6 protein-coding genes are annotated in these 25,112 nt (G+C 42.5%); 3 read left to right on the forward strand and 3 right to left on the reverse strand.

All coding sequences use genetic code 11. The features are described from left to right. The first annotated feature begins 16 nt into the window (after positions 1 to 16). The 3 genes from ACKWCA_RS23695 to ACKWCA_RS23705 are packed head-to-tail and all read left to right on the forward strand — an operon-like array spanning position 17 to position 2,799. Positions 17 to 1,858: a PAS domain-containing sensor histidine kinase gene (locus tag ACKWCA_RS23695; protein WP_413980736.1), complete on the forward strand. Its 1,842-nt coding sequence runs from the start codon at positions 17 to 19 to the stop codon at positions 1,856 to 1,858. Then, complete coding sequence (locus ACKWCA_RS23700; protein ID WP_413980737.1) at positions 1,848 to 2,441, forward strand: precorrin-2 dehydrogenase/sirohydrochlorin ferrochelatase family protein; 594 nt, start codon at positions 1,848 to 1,850, stop codon at positions 2,439 to 2,441. Before ACKWCA_RS23695 ends, ACKWCA_RS23700 begins: the two co-directional genes overlap by 11 nt. Beyond that, on the forward strand, positions 2,431 to 2,799 hold the full coding sequence (locus ACKWCA_RS23705) for a DUF7009 family protein (RefSeq protein WP_413980738.1): 369 nt from the start codon (positions 2,431 to 2,433) through the stop codon (positions 2,797 to 2,799). The genes ACKWCA_RS23700 and ACKWCA_RS23705 overlap by 11 nt, the downstream gene beginning before the upstream one ends. Before the next feature lie 202 nt (positions 2,800 to 3,001). Here the strand turns inward: ACKWCA_RS23705 and ACKWCA_RS23710 are convergent, their stop codons facing one another. From ACKWCA_RS23710 to ACKWCA_RS23720, 3 genes are read right to left on the reverse strand one after another with little or no spacing between them, the layout of a single operon-like run. Then, positions 3,002 to 4,972 carry an OmpA family protein gene (locus ACKWCA_RS23710; RefSeq protein WP_413980739.1) on the reverse strand — a complete coding sequence of 657 codons (1,971 nt, stop codon included), beginning with the start codon at positions 4,970 to 4,972 and terminating at the stop codon, positions 3,002 to 3,004. A 9-nt stretch (positions 4,973 to 4,981) separates the two neighbouring features. Beyond that, positions 4,982 to 5,908, reverse strand: a complete 927-nt coding sequence (locus tag ACKWCA_RS23715; protein ID WP_413980740.1) for a PorP/SprF family type IX secretion system membrane protein — start codon at positions 5,906 to 5,908, stop codon at positions 4,982 to 4,984. A 42-nt stretch (positions 5,909 to 5,950) separates the two neighbouring features. Beyond that, entirely contained in the window at positions 5,951 to 24,871 is an 18,921-nt protein-coding gene (locus tag ACKWCA_RS23720; RefSeq protein WP_413980741.1) for an HYR domain-containing protein, read from the reverse strand. Positions 24,872 to 25,112: the final 241 nt, after the last annotated feature.

A 25,112-nucleotide genomic window follows, 5' to 3' on the forward strand; every position in this document is an offset into this window, starting at 1 on the left:
AAAAGAAAACAGAACAATGCCCAGTAGCAACCATCAGAAACCTCTTGACACCACCACCTTTCTTAGGGTCAGGAAGTGGTATCTTTTGGCGCTGGCAGGAATCGCTTTGACCATAATAATCGCTCAAATATTAATTCAGACCCATTTAAATTCCCAGTTAAGTGATTCTCGGGTAATCAATGTTGCTGGTCGGCAACGTGCATTCAGTCAGAAATTGGTAAAAGAAGTGTTACTACTCAACGATACTTCCTCCCCGGAGAAAAAAAAGGGGATTATTTCCGAAATAGAACGAACCTTATCCGTTTGGAAAGCATCACATAAAGGACTTCAATTAGGAGACCCCACTTTGAACCTCCCTCCTGAAAACAATGCTGAGATCCTTAGTCTTTTTCAAAACCTAGATCCACATCATAAGGCTATGGTCAATGCAACGGAAGAAATCCTATCCCAAGAAAAAATAGAGCCCTTTGATTTTCTCAGACAGAAAACCATTCTTTTAGAAAACGAACGTTCCTTTTTGCGTTTGATGGACAACATCGTAAATAAATACGATGCGCGTAGTAATGCGCAACTTCAAAATTTAAAACAAAAGGAATATTGGCTATTGGCATTTTCCCTTTTGATCCTATTGCTTGAAATGCTCTTGATTTTTAGACCCCTATCCCTACAGATTCGCAAAACGATCACCAATTTAATGCAAAGTCAGGTAGAGTCTGATATGAACACTAAGAAAATAGAGACCTTGCTCACCGAAAAAGAAAAGTCATTGCGGGAATTACAAGAACTCAACTTTGTTATTGACAATGCCGCTCTCTTTGCCAGTGCCCGTAAAGACGGGAGTATTGTCTTCATCAGTAAAAAATTCCTGAAACTATTAGGGCTCAAAAGAGAGCAACTCAATACTCCTTTGTCAGAACTATTAACCACCGACGAGGGACAACAACAATACCTGAAAGAAGTACTCAAAAACAATCGAAAGAACAATATTCGAACAGAAGAGATACAAATCACTACAGAATCAGGACAGCAGATTTGGTTAGATATTTCGATTATTCCTATGCACCAAGCAAGCAAACAACAGAGTATTTTGATTTTATGCTCTGACATCACCCAACGGAAACAAAATCAATTGAAAGTAGCCCAATTGACCCAACAGAATTTTGAAGAGCGTATGCTTCAGAAAAAACAACAAGCCAGCCAAATTGTTGAAGGGCAAGAGGAAGAGCGAAAACGGATTGCAAAAGACATACATGATGGTATCGGTCAGATGCTTACAGCCCTAAAGTTTACTATTGAATCCATTGATTTGGAAAATATCGAGAATTCGGGAGAGAAAATTTCCTATCTCAAAGATTTGGCCGCTGATTTAATAAAGGGTGTTCGCACAGCAACTTTCAATTTGACACCCCCAGAATTGAGCGATCATGGTATTTTTCCGGCACTTCATAAAATGACTATTGAGCTTTCAAAACTTACGGGGAAAACTATTTTATTTGAGAATAAAACAGAAGAACACATTCGTTTTGATTCTTTAGCTGAAACCAATATCTATAGGGTTACACAAGAGGCGGTGAACAATGCCATAAAATATGCACATGCCAATTACATTTTGGTCACTATTAATTTCAAGGATGCTATTTTAAGTATCGTTGTGGATGACGATGGAAAGGGTTTCGATGCCTCTATTCTAGACGAAGTCCCAAAAAACAACAGTGAAGGTGGAATGGGTCTGTTCTTTATGAAAGAACGAATCAGCTATATCAACGGGCGTTTGTTCATCAATTCTGAAGTGGGTAAAGGGACACGAGTTACCATAAACTACAAAACAGATAAAAAAGAAGAACTCCATGGAGCGTAACGATCTATACCCTGTTTTCCTTAAAGTTTCACAATTGAATATTTTAATTGTCGGTGGTGGTAACGTTGCGGAAGAAAAGTTGACCTTTCTCTTGAAATCAAGTCCGAATGCCAAGGTAGAAATGGTATCTCCGATGTATCGGGAAGGCACCGTCGCCCTGGCCCAAAAATTCAACATTAAAATGCATAAAGCCGCATACGAGTCAAATTTTTTACTTGGCAATCACATGGTTATCGCCACTACGGATAGTATTTCGGTCAATGAGCGGGTATATCATGATTGCCGGAAGCAAAATATACTGGTCAATGTGGCGGACAATCCTCCGTATTGTGATTTCTACATGGGAGGAATTGTGACCAAGGGAAATGTCAAAGTTGCTATTTCTACGAATGGGAAATCACCTACGACCGCCAAACGGTTACGTCAGTTTTTCGAGGATGTGATTCCTGAAAATATTGATGATCTGGTCAACAACCTGAACGAATTCCGGAAAACTATAAAAGGTGATTTTGAAGAAAAAGTAGAAACCTTAAATGAATTCACCAAAAGTCTGGTTGAAAAGAAAGCAAAAGATGAAAATTAGAATCAAAGGAAACTCCATACGCTATCGCTTGACCAAATCAGAGGTCGAGATTTTTTGTAAAACAGGTCGCTTTGAAGAAACCACGGATTTTGGCAATACGATATTCACCTATGTATTAGAAGCAAAAGAAGGAATTCATACGCTTGATGCCCAATTTCAAAACAACACCATCACCCTGTTTTTAGAAAAAAAAGCAAGTAAAAATTGGTTTGAAACCAGTCAAATCGGTTTCCATCATAGCATACAAAAAGCCAACGGCGCCACAATTCAGCTTTTGATCGAAAAAGATTTTGTATGTATGGACGAGACGGTTGAAGACCAGTCCGATAATTATCCGAATCCGAAAATGGGTAATTAAATTGAAGTGAGCGAAACGAAGTTTCGTGCTGCAAGTTCTAAATCTTCACCCAACTGATCAGCAACTATGTTTTGGAGATTCTTGGAAACAAAAAAGGTTATCTATTCTTGGTTGGGGTCACGAAGCTAACTTAATCATGACAATATATTAAAAATAAGTATTGGAAAATTATAGTTGATATTTTAGGCATGACCAAGATAAATCATTTACCAGTTTCCAATGATATTATAGGAAACTCCGTACGTCTGTTCAACTCTAATTCTTCGGGCGTACATCGGTTAGCCTCTGTACATTCATTAATAGGCTTTCTTTTTCCGAAACCTGTGTAAGAGACTATTCGATTTTCAGGTACTCCTTTTGACACCAAATAATTGTACGTAGATGTAGCTCTTCTTTGCGACAGCCAATCATTATATTCATGAGAACCAACTGGATCGGTATGAGCTTCTATCTTAATTACCATCTCCGGATATGTTTCAAGCATGAGCACCACCAACTTGTCCAATTCCAAAGAAGCATCTGTTCTAATGTAGCTGTCATTTGAGTTAAAATAGATTTTGTTCAAATTCGCCAATACTTTAGCATCCAAAATAGGCTGCAAAGAGACATCCAAACGAATACCATTTTGTAAGCTTGGTGACTTAAATGAGTTAAACCGTCTTTCTTTTTGCGTATGGGTTTTCCTTTTGAACTCTATTCTAAATTTTTGATTCCGTTCAATAGCGAATGAGTAGTTTCCATTTTCGTCCGTAAGTGTATTTGCCAATATTTCATGAGGTTCCAATCGATATAGCGTTACCTCTACTTTTGATAACTCCACTCCATTCACTTCATCCCTTGCTACGCCTTGAACAATTGTAGTCGTATTTATTTCAGGTACTGGAACTACCTCCGGTGTATTCTGTTCCGGTATCACTTCAAACTTATAAATATCATCACCTCCTTGACCTCCATCGCGATTGGAACTAAAAAAACCCTCGCTGTTTTTTTTGTCAATGAAGAAGCCAAAGTCATCTTTGGAGCTATTGATGGGGTCACCAAGGTTCAGAACTTCTGAGTGTATACCACCCTTGCTCATCTTAGCCACAAAAATGTCGAGGCCACCAAGACCAAAATGACCATCCGATGCAAAAAACAATTCGCCATTTGGAGACACAAAAGGAAAAGTTTCCCTACCGACGGTATTTATTGAAGTACCTAAATTTTCTGGTGTTCCAAAGTCGTTTTCCCCATTGATTCTTACTTTATACAAATCCGATTGTCCAATGGTTCCGGGCATATTGGAAACAAAATACAAGATCTTTTCATCAGCACTTAATGCTGGATGCGCACAATTATACACATCACTGTTAAAAGGCATTTCTTGAAAATCAGTCCATTTGCCCTCCACTAGTGTGGCTCTATATATTTTAAGATTTACTATTTGGGTATTATCTTTTTTTCGCTCTCTCAGCATAGCATCATTTCGTGTAAAGAACATGGTTTTCCCATCTGTAGTAAAGACCGCTGTGGACTCATTGAATTTCGTATTGACTCCCTTCAAAAATTCCTTAGGTTTATGGAACCCTCCTCCTATTTCCTGTTTCGCTTTGAATAAATTCGAAAAGGGTTTGTTCGTCCATTCAAAAATCTTTTGGTCAATCCCTGATAGTGCTCTTGACGAAGTAAAAATCAGGTCGTCTTCTAAAAAACTTGTTCCATAATCCGAGTTTTCCGAGTTAATTCCGGCATCTTCGATTTGTATCGTAATACGATCTGTTTCAAAATTGAAAAAGTATTCAGGGCTTTCATTCAGTTTGTTTATATGCTCAACCATATCAACTTTCCCATCACTTAACTCCTTCATTTTTTCATATTTCTTTGCCACTTTTAGAACATGAAGATAGCGTAACCTCGTTTGGGCAGCTTGCTCCTTGTTGTATTCAAAAAGTTTGGAATACCACTTCTCTGCTTCCTCAAAATTCGCATTGAAAAAATAGGAGTTTCCCAGTTTCCTCAAAACTTCTTCGTTTTCCACATCTTTTTTAATTATTCCTTCATAAAGGCGTGCCGCATCCATATAGGCCATGAGATCGTACTTCTCATCTGCAAGTGCTAGTCTCCTTTGCTGAGAATGGACTATCACCATTGAAAACAGATACGCTAATACAAGTATTTTATTTTTTTTTGACATAGGATGTATTTAAAAGAATCGGGGAGATGATATTCCAGAATACCTTTTGAAAAGCTCAAATCTCAAAAATATCTCATGTGTTCCATAACTGTAATTCGCTATCTCGGTTGTGGCCATATCATAACCATACCCAATAAACCAAGAATCGGATATCTGAACACCGGCGAGAGCACTAACCGCCGCGTCGTATCTATAGGCCAAGCCTAAAGTAAGTACATTGCTGAAAAGCGTATTGACCGAAACATCTACCTGTAAAGGTGAACCATTGACGATCTTTGTAAGTATTGATGGTTTCAATTTAATCGCATCGTTCAATTCGAAAACTTTTCCGGCGATTAAATATACATGGGCCCTTTGTACAGCAGTACTTACAGACCCGGCATCAGCATATTTATTATAGTATGTTGTTTCTAAAATATTTGGTACCGATACCCCAAAGTAGGTATTCTCGGAATACAAATAGAGCCCTGCTCCAACATTGGGAGTAAAGCTATTTTGAATATTGTCTTGAAAGGCATAATCACCAGGATTAAATTGATTGAGCTTGGAAAAATCCACATTTAGAAAGCCAATAGAGGCTTTTAGCCCGAATGCGAATTGAAAGTCGTCAAATGCTCTTATGGTATACGAAAAATCCGTTTCTAATTTTGTTTCATCAGAAGGTCCGATTCTATCGTTTAAAATAGAGACTCCAATACCCAAATTACTTCCTTTGACAGGAGCACTCAACGAAACGACACTGGTACTTGGCGAACCTTCTAGGCCAACCCATTGTGCGCGATGTAACGTAAAAATATTCATCACATCGCGGGATGCTGTATAGGCCGGGTTAATTGTTATGGTATTATACATGTATTGGGTAAACTGCGAATCTTGTTGGGAATTCATACTGTATACCATACAGAAAAAAATCAATTGAACAATTCTTAATCTCATTATCGTTTTTCTTTGTTCGCAAAATGCGATTGTATCTTTTCTTTATCTTCTATTAATATGTAAGTACCCAGCCTTACTTTTTGAACTACCATCAAAATCCACATATTTTATAACGTAGAAATATGTTCCGTCCGGCAATTCCCTTGATTGGTTAACTGTGCCTTTCACCTCCGAAATTCCTCTGAAAACATTGTCCTTATTGTTGTATGCCTCTCTCTCGAAAACAATCTTACCCCATCGATTATAAATCTCTACTTTGTTGATTGGATAACACTCCAGTCCTTCTACCAAGAAAGCCTCGTTCTCTCGATCTGTACCCGGAGATATGGCATTGAACACTTTTAATTCACATCCTGAAAGAGTTATTTCAGTAGGCATGTTTCCGGCAATATCGGTGGGATCCGATAAATCTTGAACGATCTTTCCTGACTGCGTTGTTCCGAATGCCATAGCCTGATTGGTAACGCTTCTTTTTGCAATATCATCTACCGTAATCGCGTAGGTAGCTCTGAATGTTATATTGTCAGATGCTCCAGGTTCTAATATGATTGGTTCCCCCGTAAGTACTATACCTGGCAAAGCGTCTTCTATCCTGACATTTGTCAATGTCACATTGCCGGTATTCGTAACCTCAAACTGATAGGTAATCGTTTCTCCTATTTGGGATACACCATCCAAATTCTCATCGTTAAATGTGGCTGTCTTGATAAGCGCTATACGCTCCAGTTGTGATAATTCGACAATTGTTGGATTGTCTTGTCCATCCTCAACAATACCGTTATCCGAGTTATCATCAACTGTAGTACCTAGCACCGTATCGGTTGCAAAAACATAAGCTGTATTGGTGACTTTACCCTCGTCGATATCTGCCTGGCTTATTTCATAATCACTTGATATGGCCACTTGTTCACCCGGCGCTAGAATACCCGAAACCGGAATGACCTCAGAAGTCAATAAAGGGTCTTCAATTTGAATAATATCTAAAGGTAAATTGCCGGTATTCATTACGGTAAACGTATATGTTATCAACGCACCGACTTCTAAATCACCATTTAACTCTCCTGTTTTGATTAATTCAATTCCAGGTGTAGGCACTTCATCATCATTGATTGTTATTTCTGCTTCGGTTTGGGCACCAAAAACCAAAACATCTTCTGCAGCATCAAAAGTTATAGCTACGGTTTCTCCCCCGTATTCGACCATATCATCATCGATAACAATCACCGGTATGATAACGGACAATGTATTTGCTGGAATAGTTACCGAACCCGATATGGCTTGATAGTCAACTCCTGCAGTTGCTGTTCCCGAAACCGTAAAATCAATAGTAGCGGGAATTAACAACGGTGCATTCAAGGTAATTTCAAACCCGGTATCAACCGTTGGTTCACTGGCATCGCCTAAAGATTGGATATTTACCGTAGAACTGTCATCATCTTCTATAGTGACCACCGCCTCGTTCGTTGTGCCAATGTTTACACCACTATCCACATTCGTTATTGTGAGAACAATGTTTTCGGAACCTTCCCCTAATACATCATCTATGACAATCACATCAATACTTCCTATAGTATCACCAGAAGGTATAGTGATGCTACCGCTTAGTGCAACATAATCATCATCCGGGGTTGCAGTTCCCATAATTGAGTAAGTCAGTATTGTCGGTGTGGACACAGGATTGCTAAGTGAAACTGTAAACTGTCCATTTACAGAAGCCTCTATGGCCTGAGTAGAAGCCTCGATACTTGCTATGGAACTGTCATCATCGACTATGGTCATTATAGCACTACCATTGGCGCCATCAATTAAAATATCAGCGTCTCCTGATACAAGACCGGTCAGGGAGATGTCGATGGTTTCATCACCCTCTAAAATGTTATCGTCTATGATCACTATTTCTATCGGTGCGGACAATTCTCCGGCAGGAATAGTAACATTGCCCCTCAAGGCTTCATAATCATTGGATGTTGCCGTGCCGGAAATGGTATAGTTAATTACCGTAGCTGTCGAGGCTACCTCACTAAGGGAAACTTGGAACCTACTGTCTTGACCGGATTCTGACGCTGACCCCAAAGAAGTTAGACTCAATAGTGTACTATCATCATCACTTATGGTTGCCGTGGACTCGTTGTTGGCCGCATCTAATGAAGTGTCCAAATCTCCTGAAATAATTCCAGTGAGGGTAATAATAACATCTTCGGATAGCTCAATGGTTGAGTCGTCCAAAATCGGAACTTCAATGTCCATAAATAAATCACCCGCGGGTATTGTAACTACTCCACTTAACTCGACATAGTCTGAATTTGGAATAGCATCTCCTCCGACCACATAGCTTATACTAGTGGGTACTGCCATCGGATTGTTCGAACTAATGGTAAATCTTCCATTTGTATTGGGTTCAGAGGCTTGTGCGCTTGTTGATATACTGATTAACGAAGTGTCATTATCGTTAATGGTTCCTATGGCTATGAGATCACTAGCCAATCCATCAAAAGTTACATTTTGATTATTCGACAATAAATTACTTAAGATGCCCTCTAAGTTTTCTGAAGCCTCGACAAGATTGTCATCGATAATAGCGACACTTATGGTTTGGGTATTGACATTTGTTGCTCCAAACGACAAGGTCCTTACTACTCGGGTATAGTCAGATACAGATGTAGTGGATACATCCGAAGTCGTGAAATCTATAGTAATTTCATCTTCGATTGCATTGTTTGTGCTAATTGTAAAATCTGCGGAACCAATGCCTTCGTCAACGTCAAATCCGACGATCGTTATCGTGGCCGCGTCGTTGTCAGTGATCGTGCCCGTAGCGCTGGCCGTGCCGATAGAGACGTCCTGTCCGTTCACACCGGTAAGGGAGATCGTGCCCGTGAAGGTCTCCTGCGCCTCGGCGATCAGGTCGCCCAAAATGGCCACCGGGATGTCAAGGGACGTATCGCCCGCCGGGAGCGTGTAGCTCTGCCCCGTCTGTGTCGTATAGTCCGCGCCCTCGGTAGTGCCCACGTGAGACGTGGTGAAGCCAAGGACGATGTCCTCCTCGGCCGCGATGTTGGAGGTTACCGTGAAGTTTTCCGTCTGCATGCCCTCGGTCTCCGTTACCGAAAGGCCCGCGATGTCCAGGACAAGTGCGTCGTTGTCTGTGATCGTGCCTTCCCCACGGGCGTCAGATATGGAGATGCCCGTCTGACCGTTGGTCGTCAATCCGCCAAGGTCGACGAAGAAGCTCTCCGTGGGCTCGGCTATCGTGTTCTCGGTAATGTCAACGGTAAAGGTCCGTATGTTGGCGTTGGCGCCCCCGAAGGTAAGGGTCGTGGTGCCTATCGACGTATAGTCGGAGCCCGCAAGGGCACTGTTGTCGGATGTAGCGTAGTCCAACGTGAAGTCGTCCTGTACGTTGCCCGTCAGGGTGACCGTGAAGGTAGCCGTACCGGTACCCTCGCCCACGCTTACGTCATCGATCGCTATCGTGGCCGCGTCGTTGTCAGTGATCGTGCCCGTAGCGCTGGCCGTGCCGATCGAGACGTCCTGTCCGTTCACATCGGTAAGGGAGATCGTGCCCGTGAAGGTCTCCTGCGCCTCGGCGATCAGGTCGCCCAAAATGGCCACCGGGATGTCAAGGGACGTATCGCCCGCCGGGAGCGTGTAGCTCTGCCCCGTCTGTGTCGTATAGTCCGTGCCCTCGGTAGTGCCCACGTGAGACGTGGTGAAGCCAAGGACGATGTCCTCCTCGGCCGCGATGTTGGAGGTTACCGTGAAGTTTTCCGTCTGCATGCCCTCGGTCTCCGTTACCGAAAGGCCCGCGATGTCCAGGACAAGTGCGTCGTTGTCTGTGATCGTGCCTTCCCCACGGGCGTCAGATATGGAGATGCCCGTCTGACCGTTGGTCGTCAATCCGCCAAGGTCGACGAAGAAGCTCTCCGTGGGCTCGGCTATCGTGTTCTCGGTAATGTCAACGGTAAAGGTCCGTATGTTGGCGTTGGCGCCCCCGAAGGTAAGGGTCGTGGTGCCTATCGACGTATAGTCGGAGCCCGCAAGGGCACTGTTGTCGGATGTAGCGTAGTCCAACGTGAAGTCGTCCTGTACGTTGCCCGTCAGGGTGACCGTGAAGGTAGCCGTACCGGCACCCTCGCCCACGCTTACGTCATCGATCGCTATCGTGGCCGCGTCGTTGTCAGTGATCGTGCCCGTAGCGCTCGCAGTGCCGATAGAGACATTTTGGCCATTGGCCACTAATGAACTTAATATACCATTTAAGGTTTCCTCGGGTTCCGCTATTGCATTATCAATGATAGTGACATTTATATTTTGACTTTGTGCGTTTAATCCCCCAAAGGTCAACAGAGTTGTCCCGATGGCGGTATAATCAGTTCCTGCTCCAGCCGAAACATCCGCTGTAACAAAATTCAGTGTAACTTCATCTTGAATGGGTTTATCGCTACTGATAGTAAAAATTGCCGTTCCTGCAGATTCATCAACATTGAATCCTGTAATCGATACTTCCGCGTTGTCATCATTGATGATCGTTCCGGTCGCAGTAGCTACCGCTAATACAATTGCAGAACCTGGCGCTGATACTGGATTCAAATTGCTTAAATTCACCGTAAATGATTCATCCAATTCTACTGTATCGTCACCATTCACGATGATTTGAATTATTTCTTGTTCGTTCGCCGTACCCTCGAAAGTCAGTGTACTTGAACTGGCGTCGTAATCTGAATCGGATACCAGAGCGGTGCCATTACTGGTCGAATAATCCAAAGTCAACCCATCCTCTACTTCTCTATCCAGTTCAACTATAAATTCGAGTATAGTGGTGCCCATATTTCCTTCCTGTATGGAAGCATCGGAAATAGAGATTGTTGCATTGTCATTATCTTGAATGGTACCCACCCCAGTTTTTCCGGCAGGGTCAATACTAATATCCTTACCAGGCGCTATAATACTGTTTAGAACTACATTGAACGTTTCATCAATTTCAACAGCGGTATCCCCATTTACCGAAATGGTCACGGTTTGGGTTTCTCCTATAGCCCCTGTAGTGAAATTGATAACACCTCCATTACCAATAAAATCGGAAGGTGCTTTGGCTTCTCCATTGGATGTAAAGAATGTAACTCCATATCCTCCAATGACCTCAGCTCCAGAATGTGTTATCGTGAATACAAAATCTACCGTTCCGGTATCTCCTTCGGTTTCTGTAATACTATTGATTGAAACTGTTGCCGCATCGTCATCCGAGTTGTTCACTGAGACATCTTCCGGGTCCAATCCATCATAATTTATATCCGTGGTCAAGGTGGTGTTGACGGTATTTAGAATAGTATACCCAATTGTTCCATCAACCACAACATCATCGATTCCGGTAACGGTTACCGTTTGTGGAGTGTTCCAATTATCTGCTGTAAATGTGAATTCGGATTCATCAATTATACCTTCAGCTACATTGCTGCTCGCCATATCAACTACTACCACAAAATCTTCCGAGTCCGTAGCGGGCTTACTCGTTAGTTGAATGGTGAAAGTTGCCGTCCCCCCGGCTTCGGTTGTGGTCAATGCCGTTGGTGTTACTATGAAACCTGCAGTATCATTGTCTTCATTTACTATGCTCACATTTCCCACCGACAATGCATCATAATTAGGATCCGATGAGCTAGCATCGCTGGTAACTATGGTATATGTTACCGGACCATCTACAATGTCATCATCTTTACCTGTTACGGTTACCGTTTGGGGAATATCCCAGTTGGCTGCGGTGAAGGTTACTGTGCTCTCACTTAACATTTCCAGTTCAGAGGTATCATCCGTAGCCAGTGTTATCGTTACATTGGCAACTGGTTCTGTATCCAAAACCAATGTGAATGTCGCCGTTCCTCCATCTTCTGTCGTCGCTCCATTACTTGCAGATACCGAGACCCCGGCCATATCGTTATCGAGATTGGTGACACTTATATCCGATGGATTCACATTGTAATAACCCGAAAGTTCATCAGTTAGGCTTGTATCGGTTGTTAAAATTATGGTATAATCGGTATCTCCGTCTTGCACATCATCGTCAACTCCCGTGACCGTGATGGTTTGGGGAATATCCCAATTAGATTCGTCAAAGGTTATCGAACTCAAGGAGACCGTACCTTCCTGTTCATTATCACTGGCTATGTCAAATACTACATCTCCGGAAGGCTCAAAAGGCAGTACCACGTCAAAGGTCGCTGTGCCCGAACTCTCCGAAGTTTGCAGCGTTGTTGGTGTAACGACCACGGTATTCTCAGGTAGGGCATTCACTGTAACTAAAAATGTGCATGTTTCTGAATTCCCCTGTGCATCATAGGCTACATATTCAACAGTTGTCGTTCCCAAATTGAATGTGCTACTACTCAGTTCATTGATCCCGGATACTTGTGGAGCAAGCGTCGTGGCTCCGGATAGCTCATAGGTCAATCTTGTCACACTACAGTTGTCATCATATATTGGTGCTGGTATACCCGATACGGTTACTGAGGAATCCCCTACATTTTCAATGTCCTGCATTATGTTAACCGGACAGGAAATTGTTGGTGCCTGGTCATCAGTGACAACAACATTAAAACTAATCGTATCGGTATTTGCAGGGGACGCATTGTCAGAAACTGTCCAGGTAACCGTTGTAGTACCTGTTTCAAATATTTGACCGTTCAGACTTGTATTTACGCCTGTAATGGCAGTGGTCGCTCCAGCTAGGGTATATGTAATTGTCGGTGATACATCACAATTATCCGTTGGGTTCCATAAATTATCCAAATGTGTATAGGTGCAAACGTCAGTATCCGCAACTACATTTCGGTCAGATATATCGTCTAGGGCCGGTGCTTGATTATCTTCTATAGTTACTGTAGCAAACGCTATGCTTGAAAGTCCGGCAGCATCAGTTACACGAAGACGAGCCTGATTAAAAGTAGGTGCTAAATTTGAACAATCATATGTTACTGATGGGTCAAATGTTGTACCCCCATCGCCTGAAATTTCATAGGTCACGATTCCACAATTATCTGTAGAACCATTGTCAATATCCGAAGGAACAATCTGTATAGTTCCATCTCGCCCTAATTCCACTGTGATGTCCTGGATCGTGGCTATGGGGGGCGATGTATCGTTTATAGTAACGGAGAAAATGCAGGTATCACTATTTCCTTCCGAATCTGTCGCTGTCCAAGTGACGCTAGTAACCCCTTGGTTAAATGCAACACCATTCAAATCCGTACCCGTACCTGAAGTTACTCCTGTCAAATTGTACATAACTGACAAAACACCATTGCAATTGTCCACGACATTGGGATTCAAAGAACTGCCATTCTGCGTATATGTACATAGACCAACATCCGTACTGGTTGAAAAATTTGTTGGACAATAGTTGAAAACTGGAGCCACATTATCTTCAACAGTTACTACTGCAACGCAGGTATCTTGATTACCATTTGCATCGGTAACTATCAAGGTTACATTATTGGTCCCTAGATCGGTACAAGTAAAATTAGTTTGGCTGGCTGACAACGAAACAATTCCACAAGCATCATTCGAACCTCCATCAATGTCACTTCCTGTTATACTTGCATTGCCTGTAGCATCCAATTGTACCGTAATATCTTGGCAAACCGCGATTGGGTCCACATTGTCCTCAACAGTTACGGTTGTTGTACACGTATCCGTATTCCCTGCTATATCGGTAATGGTCAAGGTTACGCTGTTTGCGCCGACATTGGTACAATCAAACGTATTTGGAGTTACGGTTGCTAGAAAATTAGGACAATTATCAGAAGAGCCCGTAGCGATATCATCAATATCGAGATTGGACAGACTGTAATTCCCTGAAGCATTTAATTGTACAGTGATGGGAGTACACAATACCACAGGTACAATAGTATCCTCCACCGTAACGGTTGCATCGCACGTTTCTATATTACCGCTTGTATCGGTAACGGTAAGGGTAACTGTATTTGGACCAAAATCAGCACAGGTAAAGTTCATTTTACTTAGTGACATTTCTTGAATACCACAATTGTCAGTTGAACCGTTATCAATATCCGCCGATATAATTGAAGCATTTCCAGCGGCATCAAGCTGAATGAAAATATCTTGACATACTACATTGGGCAATTTATCATCATTAATGGTCACTGTAGAGGAACATTGAGATGAAACACCACTGCCATCTACCGCTGTCCAGGTAACGGTAGTCACCCCACTATTAAATATTTGGCCGTCCAAAGTTGTGTTGGATGGATTGGCGGCTACTACTGTAGCACCGGACAATTCATAGGTCAACGTATTTATTGCCACGCAACCATCCGAAGCCGTTGCATCCCATGCAGCTCCGATGTGCTGGTATCCACATATAGCATTATCCGTATTCTCAATCTTATCGGATGTACAGGTTACCACAGGTGGAACATCATCTACAACAGTAACCAAGGCAGTACAAGAAGCTGTATTACCGTTCACATCAGCTACTGTTAAAGTTACCGTATTGGTCATGGGGTCGGAGCCCAGATTTGTACAGTCGAAGGTTGTTTTATCTATGGTCAGTGTATTCACTCCACAGCTATCCAAAGAACCGTTATCTATATCATTTGCCGTTATTGCAGCAATCCCTGAACTATTTAGATTTACGGTAATGTTCTGGCATATGGCTGTTGGTGCCGTATTGTCTTCAACAGTAACAATAGCGGTACAACTATCTGAATTTCCATTGCCATCGGTAACGGTCAAGTTTACCGAATTCTCGCCGACATCCGAACAATCAAACGTATTCGGGCTAACGGCGTATGTTAGTGCATCCTGACAATTGTCAAAAGAACCGTTGTCAACGTCTAAACCTACGATGGTCGCATTGCCAAATTCATCCAAGGATACGGTAATGTTTTTACAAACTGCCACTGGTGCATTAGTATCCGAAATAGTTACAGTCGCATCACAAGTCGCACTATTTCCATTTATATCGGTAACTGTCAACGTCACCGTATTCGCACCTAAATCATTACAGTCAAAAGTAGTTTTGCTTACAGAAAGGCTTGCAATGCCGCAACTATCAGTAGATCCATTGTCAATGTCGTTTGCCGTTATAGTCGCAATACCCAAGGCGTCTAAGTTCAATGCTATCGATCTACATACGGCAACGGGTGGTATGACATCCTCGACATTTATTATAGTTTGGCAACTGGCGACATTTCCATTGTTATCAGTAACCGCAAGGGTAACCGTGTTATTTCCGATTTTAGTGCAATCAAAGGTACTCGGAGAAACCGTCATATCCTGAATGCCACTTGGGTCTGTGGTACCAAAAGCGATATCATCAATATTGGTAGCCGTAAGGGTATAATTTCCCGTAGCATCCAATTGTACGGTTATCGGATTACAGACCACAGTTGGGTCTTCTTCATCTTCAACAACTACTTGATATATGCCAGTACTGGTGTTTCCATTTACATCCGTGGCTTCCCAGACGATAGTATGCGTTCCAATTGAAAAGGCTTCGCCAATAATTGTCGTGGAAAGACCCATGCCCGTTTTTGCCCCTCCATCTATTTGATAGGTGATGTTTTGTATACCACAGTTATCGGTAACCGGGATGTTCCAAAGATCATCTGTAGGACTTTTTGCGGTATAGGTATTCAAACCTAAATCGGTATTTCTAATTTGTGTGGCAATAGTATTAAAATTGGGGTCTTCGTCATCACTTATCGTAAATTCCGTAGTACAGGTCGCACTGATATTATCGCTTGAATCATATAGTCGCCATAATACCGTAGTAATAGGATTAGATGCTGTACCAACTGGAATTTGAACTCCTGAAAGTGTTGTATTTAGATTGGTACCTACTTCAACTCCCCCATCAAGAGAATAGGTAAGTTTTGAAAGACCGGCGTTGTCATCAAAGTCAAAGGGATCGTACTCTGAGCCTACCACCAAATAGTAACACTGTCCGGTCTCCGCGGATTGACTTACCCCTGTATCCGGACAATTGTTGATGATAGGATCTTCTACATCCGTAATCACCACCTCGATTTCACAACTGGTTTGATTGTTATTTTCATCAGTGGCTACCCAGGTGACTGTCGTACTTCCAATGGGAAATTTTTCTCCATTGAGGGAGGTCTTGTTATTGTAGTCATTTTCAAGAGTTACCTGACAGTTATCACTAAAACTAATCGGATCAAACTCACTGGGCTGGGCGGTGTAAAATGCTTTACCGATATCAGTATTCCTATTGAATTGATTTCCACTATCTCCAGCCGGGCAATTTACTACTGGAGCAATAGTATCATTTACGGTAACGGTAAACTTATAGGTCAAGGTATTACCTGCTTCATCGGTAACCGTATATGTTACTTCGGTATCTCCTATGGGAAAGTCATATCCGGGAATGGCATCAACCGGAGAAACAGTGATTGCCAAATCTGCCGAATCCGTGACATTATCAACAAATGTAGGTGGTATGTAGTTCACCGTTTCGCTACATCCACTTGATGTGTTTACATTTATATTGGACGGGGCTGTTTCTAAACGTGGTATCTCGTTATCTTCGATAGTTACTATAAAAATTGCCGTTCCTATGTTTCCATTATCATCTGTCGCTTCCCATGTTATCGAATTTTCTCCCAATTGTAATTGCTCCCCCACTAAGGTGCCTACACCAAATTCATTTACTATTTTGGTAACAATACCACAATTGTCCGAAGCTGAGATGTAATCAAACTCAGTACTACTGACCGTGTAATAATTTTGATTCGTATCGGTATTTCTGAATTGGTTACCGGGAACTACGATAATTGGGGCTTCATCATCATTTATGGTGAGAATATAGGAGCAGGTACTGGTTTGTGCATTGGAATCTTCTATCGTCCAAGTGATTTCTACTTTTCCTGTATCGGTTCCATTTTCAGGCCCTCTGGGAATGGTTACGCCTGAAAGGGTATTCATGCCAGTCACCAGAAGGCTGGTATCAGGATCTGTAAAGCTCCACGTCAATACCGGGGAAGCACAATTGTCGTCAAAACCTGTGGGGTCTAGCTCATTTCCAAATACTGTATACGAACAGCTACCCGAGTCCGTATTTCTCGATTGATCTGGTAAACATGAAATTGTCGGTGCTGTATCGGAGACGACAACATCAAAGGAACAAGTTGAAGTATTTCCATTGTTGTCTATAGCCGTATAGGTCACCGTAGTAGTACCAATATCGAATAGACTGCCTGGCGAATGTGTCGATGTAAAGGAATCCATACCGGAGCATTCATCTGAAACGATCAATGACGGCCATGAAACCGCTATCTGACAGGACGCGCCCTCAGCTACCGCAGTAACATTGGTTACCGGACAATTTGCAATGACCGGTGCTTCGTCATCATAAACAGTAACATTTTGTTCATGTAACAAGACATTACCAGCCTCATCTTCCAATTCCCAACGAACAATAGTAGTCCCCAAAATAAATACCGCTGGTGCATTATTGGTTATCGTAAGATCTCCGGAAGCAGTACAATTATCGGTCCCTGTAGGAGGTGTCAACGTAAAGGTACTGGTACATGTGCCGGGGTCAACATTGACTGTAATATCTTCGAACGGACTGTCTAGCACAGGTAAGGTTTCATCAGTTACCGTAAAATCAAAACTACAGCTGTTGCTATAATCAACTCCATTTATGGTTTGTGTTGCCGTCCATGTTATGGTAGTTGTACCTACTGGTATGGAAGCTCCCGCTAGTGAGGTATCTGATGGTGCTCCCGCAAAGTCATGTGTCAATGTCCGGTTACTTCCTGAAACGGAAGCGAAGGTGGCATCGTAATCGGTTATTCCATCAGGTATCTCAAATGAGCAAGAGGTTGCAGCTGTTAGTTGTTCTATTTGATTTGGGCAAGTCAATTGGGGTTCAAAAGAATCGATGACTACAACAGTGACATCACAAGTTGAAGTATGGGTCCCATCAGATGCCGTCCAAGTGAACGTATGACTACCGACAGTGAGTTTTTCGCCATTCAAGAACCCGTTTCCGGTTCTACTATTGGTGTACGAAGTAATTTCACAGTTATCGGAGACCACAGGAGTGAATTCGTCTCCATTTACATAATAGAAATCAACTCCTGAGTTTGTATATTCTCTATAGTAAGTGGTACTTGGGCATGAGATTGTCGGCGCAATATTGTCAACTACAGTTACGGATTGGGTGTGATATACAAAATTACCTCTTTGGTCTCTTGCCGTCCAATAGACCAAAGTCTCCCCTAAATTGAATGTAGAATCGCTTTTGGATTTAGTGTAGCTAATCTCCAATGGACTATCGCAATTATCCGTTGCGGTCGGTGTGCCTAGATCGATTATGGTTGCTGCGCAGGCATCCGCATCAACATTTACAGCAATATCCGAAGGCCAATTTACCATAGGGTCCTCATTGTCTATGATATAGATATTATACGTACAGTATGAATTTGAATTGGATCCATTATCGGCTGACCAAGTGACCGTAGTGGCTCCTTTGTTCACTACTATCCCATTGAGTGTACTTGTTCCAGATCCGGTTGTATCTCCTGAAAGCGTATAGGTCAAGGTTGAACCAGGAGAGGTTGAACTTACATCCATCTCGGTTCCTTGAATGGTATAGGTACATAACCCTACATCTGTATCACGTCTCTGGTTCGCCCTACAGCTTATAGCGGGTGAAGTATCGCTACTATCGGTTATGGTAATCGTTATTACACATGTTGAACTATTGCCTACCCCATCCGTCAAGGTCCACGTTACTGTAGTTGTTCCTTCGGAAAATTGTTCTCCTGCAAGATTACTTGTTCCATTGAAATCATTGATAGCCGTGAATCCAGAGCAATCAGAGATTCCAAATGGTTTAAATTCGGTATCAAATACTGTATAAAAGTTTTGACCTTCGTCTACCCTCCTAGTAATTGATGATCTACATTCAAAGGTCGGGGGGTCATCATCATTGACGGTTACCTGTTGTGTATCAGATGCTATATTTCCGTGAACATCCTCTACGTACCATGTAATGGTTTGAGTTCCGATATTAAAAGAAGTGTCCGCATTGTTCCAAATCGACAGAACTCCACAGTTATCACCGGTTATGGGAGTACCTAAAGAAATTCCGGTCGCTCTACAATGTGCGTTTGTATTTGTCGTAACATCGACTGGTGCTGTTATGGTAGGTAATTCTGAATCATTTACAAATACATAATAACTGCAGACATCCGTATAGGTTTGACCATCTATTTCTTGAGAGGCGGTCCAAGTAACGAAGGTAGTACCCTCTGGGAATACTGCTCCCGCTAAGGAGGACGCATTGTTATAATTATTGGTCAAGATAGCTCCAGGAGTTGAGGCAAGGGCGTCAAATTCCGATCCTTGAACTGAATATGTACATATTCCTGAATCGGTATCCCTAGATTGATTTCCAATACAACTCAAAGATGGGAAGAGACTAGAAACGACATCTACTGTAATAACACACATTTCTGTATTTGCAGGAGTGGCCATATCTGTTGCAGTCCATGTTATCGTATTCAACCCTTCGTTTAGTTGAATCCCTGAAATAGAGGAACCTGCACCGGAAGTGGCTCCGGAAATCGTATAAGTGTAGGAAGCAATGCCACAGTTGTCTATAACATCTGGCATTAGCTCATTATTTCTTATTGTATAGTATGCTTGGCCGTTGTCATTTACCCTATTTAATGTACTTGCGGGACAGTCAATAATTGGTTTCACATCATCTTCGACGGTTACTTCCAAAGTTTTAGTAGTTTCATTTCCGAAGTTATCCGTAATGCTCCAATTCACAGTGGTCGTACCTACTGGAAATGTCGCAAAAGCTAATGAACGATAGTTGTTGTAGTCATTGAGAATGGTATAATTATCCATGGTACAATTATCCATAATAGCCTGCGGGTCAAATTCAGAACCTACGGCTTCATAAAAACAATCTTCGGACGAAGTAGACTTGGTAATCGAAACTAAGGCTGCCGAACTATTGATGAGTTCAAAGTCAGGAGCCGTAACGTCCAACACTTCTACCTGATATTGTATCGTAGCGGAATTTCCACCAGCATCCGTGGCTGTCCAAACTACTACTGTAATCCCTACTGGAAAATCGAATCCGTCTAAAGTTGAACTCCCTGATTGATTATTTATCAATGTTACGCTTGGACAATTATCACTTACCGATGGGGGATCGAATTCCGTTCCAACAACCGTATATGCACAGCTATTTGTAGGTGCGTTTTTTGTTTGGTTACCAACTGGGGCAATTGTCGGGGCTACTTCATCTACTATCGTAATATTGAATTCGCAGCTCGCATTGTTCCCTATCAAATCGGCAACTGTCCAAACTATAGTATGTACGCCAACGTCAAGTACTTCATTAGCCAATGAAGTGGTTGTTCCACCGGCAACTCCATCCAATACGTATGAAATGATCAAGTCACCTTCGACATCGCAATTATCCGCCAAAAGTTGTGGGTCAAACTCTGTTCCTGTGACCGTGTAATCACATGAACCATCAGAAATAGTCCGTGTTTCGTTTCCATTACATTCAAAAGTCGGTGCTTGATTATCCGAAACTGCAATCGAAAATGTGGGAGCAACCACTGTGTTTCCGTTCGAGTCACTTAGTGTCCATTCGATAACGTAGTTGTTATTCTCATCCTTAGGCAACTGTAGACCGGATAATGAAGCGATTCCGGTAAATACAACTGTTCCATTATTGGTGATACTATAGGTAGGATCTAATACACTGCAATTATCCTGTAAATTTTTCAAGTCAAAAGAAGCATCCACTATAGTATAATAACAATGCGTTGGGTCTGTGGTGCGATTAAACTCACCAGTGGGTGCCTCAAATGAAGGATTTTGTAGATCTGCCACCGTTACATAAATGGTGCAGGTCGATATATTATCATTTTCATCGGTCGCCGTCCAAGTGATGGTATGCGTTCCAACAGGTAGTTCTTTTCCATCTAGGGTTGTCGAACCGTCAAAGGAGTTGGTGGCGTCCGTGTAGGCACAACCATCAGAGGTCACCGGATCAAATTCACTACCCGATACCGTATAAAAACAGTCTCCCGTATCCGCATTTCGTAAGAAGGGGCTTAGTTCCGAGCTTCCGGAAACGCAGGTCAATACAGGAGGTGTTAGGTCGTTTATGATAACATCAAAGCTCATGGTCGCACTATTTCCAGAAGCATCGGTCGCTTCATAGGTAATAGTTGTAGTACCCACAGGAAAAGTGGACCCACTTGTTAATCCATCGGTCTGGACCAAACTTACCCCTACACAGTTATCCGATGCTGTAGGTTCTGACCAATTCACTTCAATATCACAACCCGTAGAGATGTTCTCAGTAATATCTGCAATAACTGAAATCACTGGGTTTTCCGAATCGTTCACGGTTGCCCTGAAACTTGTTGACCTTGTGTTTAGGCCATCGCTGGCAGTCCATACTATTGTATTTATTCCCGGGGGAATGATTTCACCATCTAAAGTGGAAGCCGTTACGGCAGCAGCACCATTAATGCTATAAGAGGTCGTCGTAATACTGCAATTATCAGTAAAAACCGGGTCAAACTCTGTTCCGATTACCTCATATCCGCAAATCCCCGAGGTTGTATTTTTAAATTGATTGCTTACCGCTGTAACGGTAGGTGCTTGATTGTCAACAACGGTTTTTGTAAAAACCAAGGGAGTTGATGTATTAGCTCCATCGGAAGCGGTCCACGTTATCGTATTGGCCCCTTGCAGCAATGTTTCTCCAGCGAGGGAGCCAGTTCCCGATAGTGATGTAGCTCCGGTAACCGTATAGGATAGCAATACCCCGGAACAATTATCCATACCCACTGGATCTAATTCAGACCCCTGAACCGAATAATTACAAGATCCAATATCTGTATTTATATCTGAATCCACAGTGCCCGTAGTACTATTGAGTGTAGGCGCTATGGCATCAACGACGGTCACACTAGTGTTACAAACACTTTCATTTCCCGACTCATCGATAACCGTTACGGTAATAGGGTTCGTTCCTAAGTCAGAACAATTGAAGGTGCTCTTACTCAACGTGAAAATCAAATTCGCGGATAGGGTACAGTTATCCGATGACCCGCCATCTACATCAGCACTGGTGAGGGTGGCTACGCCAGTCGCATCCAAAAATATAGTTGGTGCAATGCATGCAGCCTGAGGAGCTTCATTATCGGCAACCACTACATCAAACCTACATGTAGCGCTTGTATTCCCACTGGCATCTGTAGCGATATACGAAACGGTGGTCGTTCCTACTGGAAATGTGCTTCCAGGAATATGTGATTTGGTCCAAACCAACGTCATTTCGTCCGTACAATTATCGACAGCCGTGGGCTCGGTCCAACTAACCATGGCATCGCACTCACCTGAATCTACAGTTGTTGTGATGTTCGAGGGGCAATCACCGATAACAGGTTTTTCTATATCTTCCACAAGTACATCAAAGGAACATACCAGACTATTGTTTGTAGCTTCATCCGTAGCAATGTAGGTAACAGTCGTGGTACCAACCGGAAATACAGACCCTGGTGTGTGAGACTTGGTCCAAACTATGGTAGCCGGGTTTGTGCAGTTATCCGTGACTGAAGGCTCTGTCCATGAAACCATTGTCCCACATTGACCGGCATCACTAGGTTTTGTGATATTTGTTGGGCAAGCTTCTATTACAGGCTGTTGACGATCCTCAACGTTTATTGTGAAACTGGTGTTCGTACTATTTCCGCTTGCATCAGTAGCCGTATAGGTAATAGTGGTTGCTCCTATTGGAAAAAATGTTCCGTTCGAATTTCCCGAAGTTTGTGTTATGGTACTATCAGAACAATTATCGGATGAGGTGGGTGCGACCCATGTGACGATAGCCCCACAATTGTCTGTATCATTGCCCACTGTAATATCAGCTGGTATATTTACTACGGACGGGGCTTCATTATCCAAAATAGTTATGGTAAAACTGCATGTTGCCGTATTTCCTGAAGCATCGGTGACTTCAAAGGTATTGGTGGTTATACCCACTGGGAATGTCGCTCCCGAAGCCAAACCGGATATTTGAATTGTGCTGACGCCCGAACAATTATCAGTTCCAATCGGTGGCATGTAGGTGACTACCGCGCCACAGACATCATTTGTAGCATTCTGTGAAATATCCGAGGGGCAGCTTATTTCAGGGTTTTGGTTATCAAGTACAGTAATCGTAAAGCTTTCTGTAGCTGTGTTCCCAGTATCATCTGTTGCCGTATAGGTAATAGTGGTTATTCCTAAGGGAAAATCATCTCCATTTGACAGGTCAGCGGTAGGACTAGATGTTTGCACCAAGCTTTGAACATTGCAATTATCATTGGCTATGGGGGCAATCCAATTTACTGTACCAACACATGAATCAACATTTGTATCGATTACCGTATCTGAAGGTAACCCTGTGATTTGAGGTGCTTCTTGATCATTTACGCCTATGCTAAAGTCACATGTATCCGTATTCCCAGAAGCATCGGTGACGACCGCTTGTACATTGGTTATACCGACATTAAAGGTAGTACCATCCAAAGTAGAAGGCACCGTTCCTTCCGTGGCCCCAGAAAGTTCATATACGATAGTCGGGATACCGCAATTGTCACTTACCGAAGCATTCCATGAGTTTCCGGCATGCGTATAAGAGCATACGTCGGTATTCGTATTTACCGTTTGATTTCCTAGGCAACTTACTGTAGGGTCCGTATCATCTGTAATGGTGACATCAAAACTACAGCTGGCCGTTAGTCCGGCTGGGTCTGTTGCTATCCAAGTGACCGTAGTTACCCCTTGAGAAAAAACCACGCCATCCAAGTCAGTTCCTGAACCGTTGGTGGCACCGCTCAAAGTGTATGTCAATTCATCAATGGCGCAATTGTCGGTAGCCAACGGATTCCAACTTGTTCCGTTATTTTGATATTCGCAAGAAGCGTTTCCCGCTAGTGTTTGATTACCTAAACAGGTGATTTCCGGCACCTGATTATCCTGAAGCGTGACATTGAAATTATAGGTGTTTTCATTTCCAGATTCGTCTGTAGCGGTTATCACTATGGGTTGTACGGTGCCATGATCGCTAAGAATTGTTCCGGCGATCGGAGATTGCGTCATTATGATATTTCCATTTGAAGAGCAATTGTCGGAGACGGTAACGGTTGACCGATAGTCCGGTATACTCTGGGTACATATATCGGTACCCGGATTCAAAATCTTATTGCCCTCCCCGGAAAGGGAAGGTGCTATAGTCTCTAAATTGACACTTAAATTCTCGGTAGTAATACAACCAGTGGCACTAATGGCCCTAACGGTATAATTTGTATTGGCGGTAATAGAAGCACTAAAGGGAATATCGCCGATCTTAGCCGTGTTGGTTTCATTCCATAATTCATAAGAATCACCTTCTATGGCAGAAGCCTCTATCAAAAAAGGAGTGTTGTAACAAACAGGATTGCCAGAGTTTATTGTTGTACTTATTGCGGACGGAAGTGGGTTTACCTGTATGGTAACAGTTGTAGTACTTATTGGCAATGAAGTGTTGAACTGGTCTGTTACACTGATCAGCGAATACGTGGTAGTTACCACGGGAGAAACCAGTATCGGATCACCTCCATAGGTAGGGCTTTCCAAATCAGCGTCACTTGTATAATTCGATAGCGTAAAGTTACTGTTGCCATCGGAATAAATTACAGTATATGGATTAATACTGGCCCCGATAATTACTTCAAGTGACGTGGTTTCACCTATGCATATGGCAGAAGTTCCGTCTACTTGCAGTGTTGCGTCCTGCGCAGTAACGAAGGTTGAAATCCATAGAAAAAAAAAGATATTCAGTAAAAAGTGAATATTTCCTTTTATCACGCTCAACGAAGGCGCTTTTGTGAGGGGACTCAATATGTGGGACATTTTGGTTATTTAGGGGACTCGTGGTGGTTAGCCATTAAGGATGATATAGTCCATTTTAAAAACTGAATTTATACGTTTTTTAAACCTACTAAGTTTTCAGTTTTTTCTTATAAAAAAAGAAATATTAATAAGATAAGAGTATTAAATATTTGTTGTAAATTTGAGTTTAAATGATGTGAAACCTGTAATATTTGATGCAGTATAGTGCAATACATCGATGAAATGCATACTTACAACGAAC

Source organism: Maribacter corallii, assembly GCF_047345415.1.
Lineage (GTDB): Bacteria > Bacteroidota > Bacteroidia > Flavobacteriales > Flavobacteriaceae > Maribacter_C.

What these genes read in the sequence shown, in the direction of transcription:
- ACKWCA_RS23695 (WP_413980736.1), top strand. Translation starts at nt 17, where the DNA reads ATGCCCAGTAGCAACCATCAGAAACCTCTTGACACCACCACCTTTCTT.
- ACKWCA_RS23700 (WP_413980737.1), top strand. Translation starts at nt 1,848, where the DNA reads ATGGAGCGTAACGATCTATACCCTGTTTTCCTTAAAGTTTCACAATTG.
- ACKWCA_RS23705 (WP_413980738.1), top strand. Translation starts at nt 2,431, where the DNA reads ATGAAAATTAGAATCAAAGGAAACTCCATACGCTATCGCTTGACCAAA.
- ACKWCA_RS23710 (WP_413980739.1), bottom strand. Translation starts at nt 4,972, where the DNA reads ATGTCAAAAAAAAATAAAATACTTGTATTAGCGTATCTGTTTTCAATG.
- ACKWCA_RS23715 (WP_413980740.1), bottom strand. Translation starts at nt 5,908, where the DNA reads ATGAGATTAAGAATTGTTCAATTGATTTTTTTCTGTATGGTATACAGT.
- ACKWCA_RS23720 (WP_413980741.1), bottom strand. Translation starts at nt 24,871, where the DNA reads ATGTCCCACATATTGAGTCCCCTCACAAAAGCGCCTTCGTTGAGCGTG.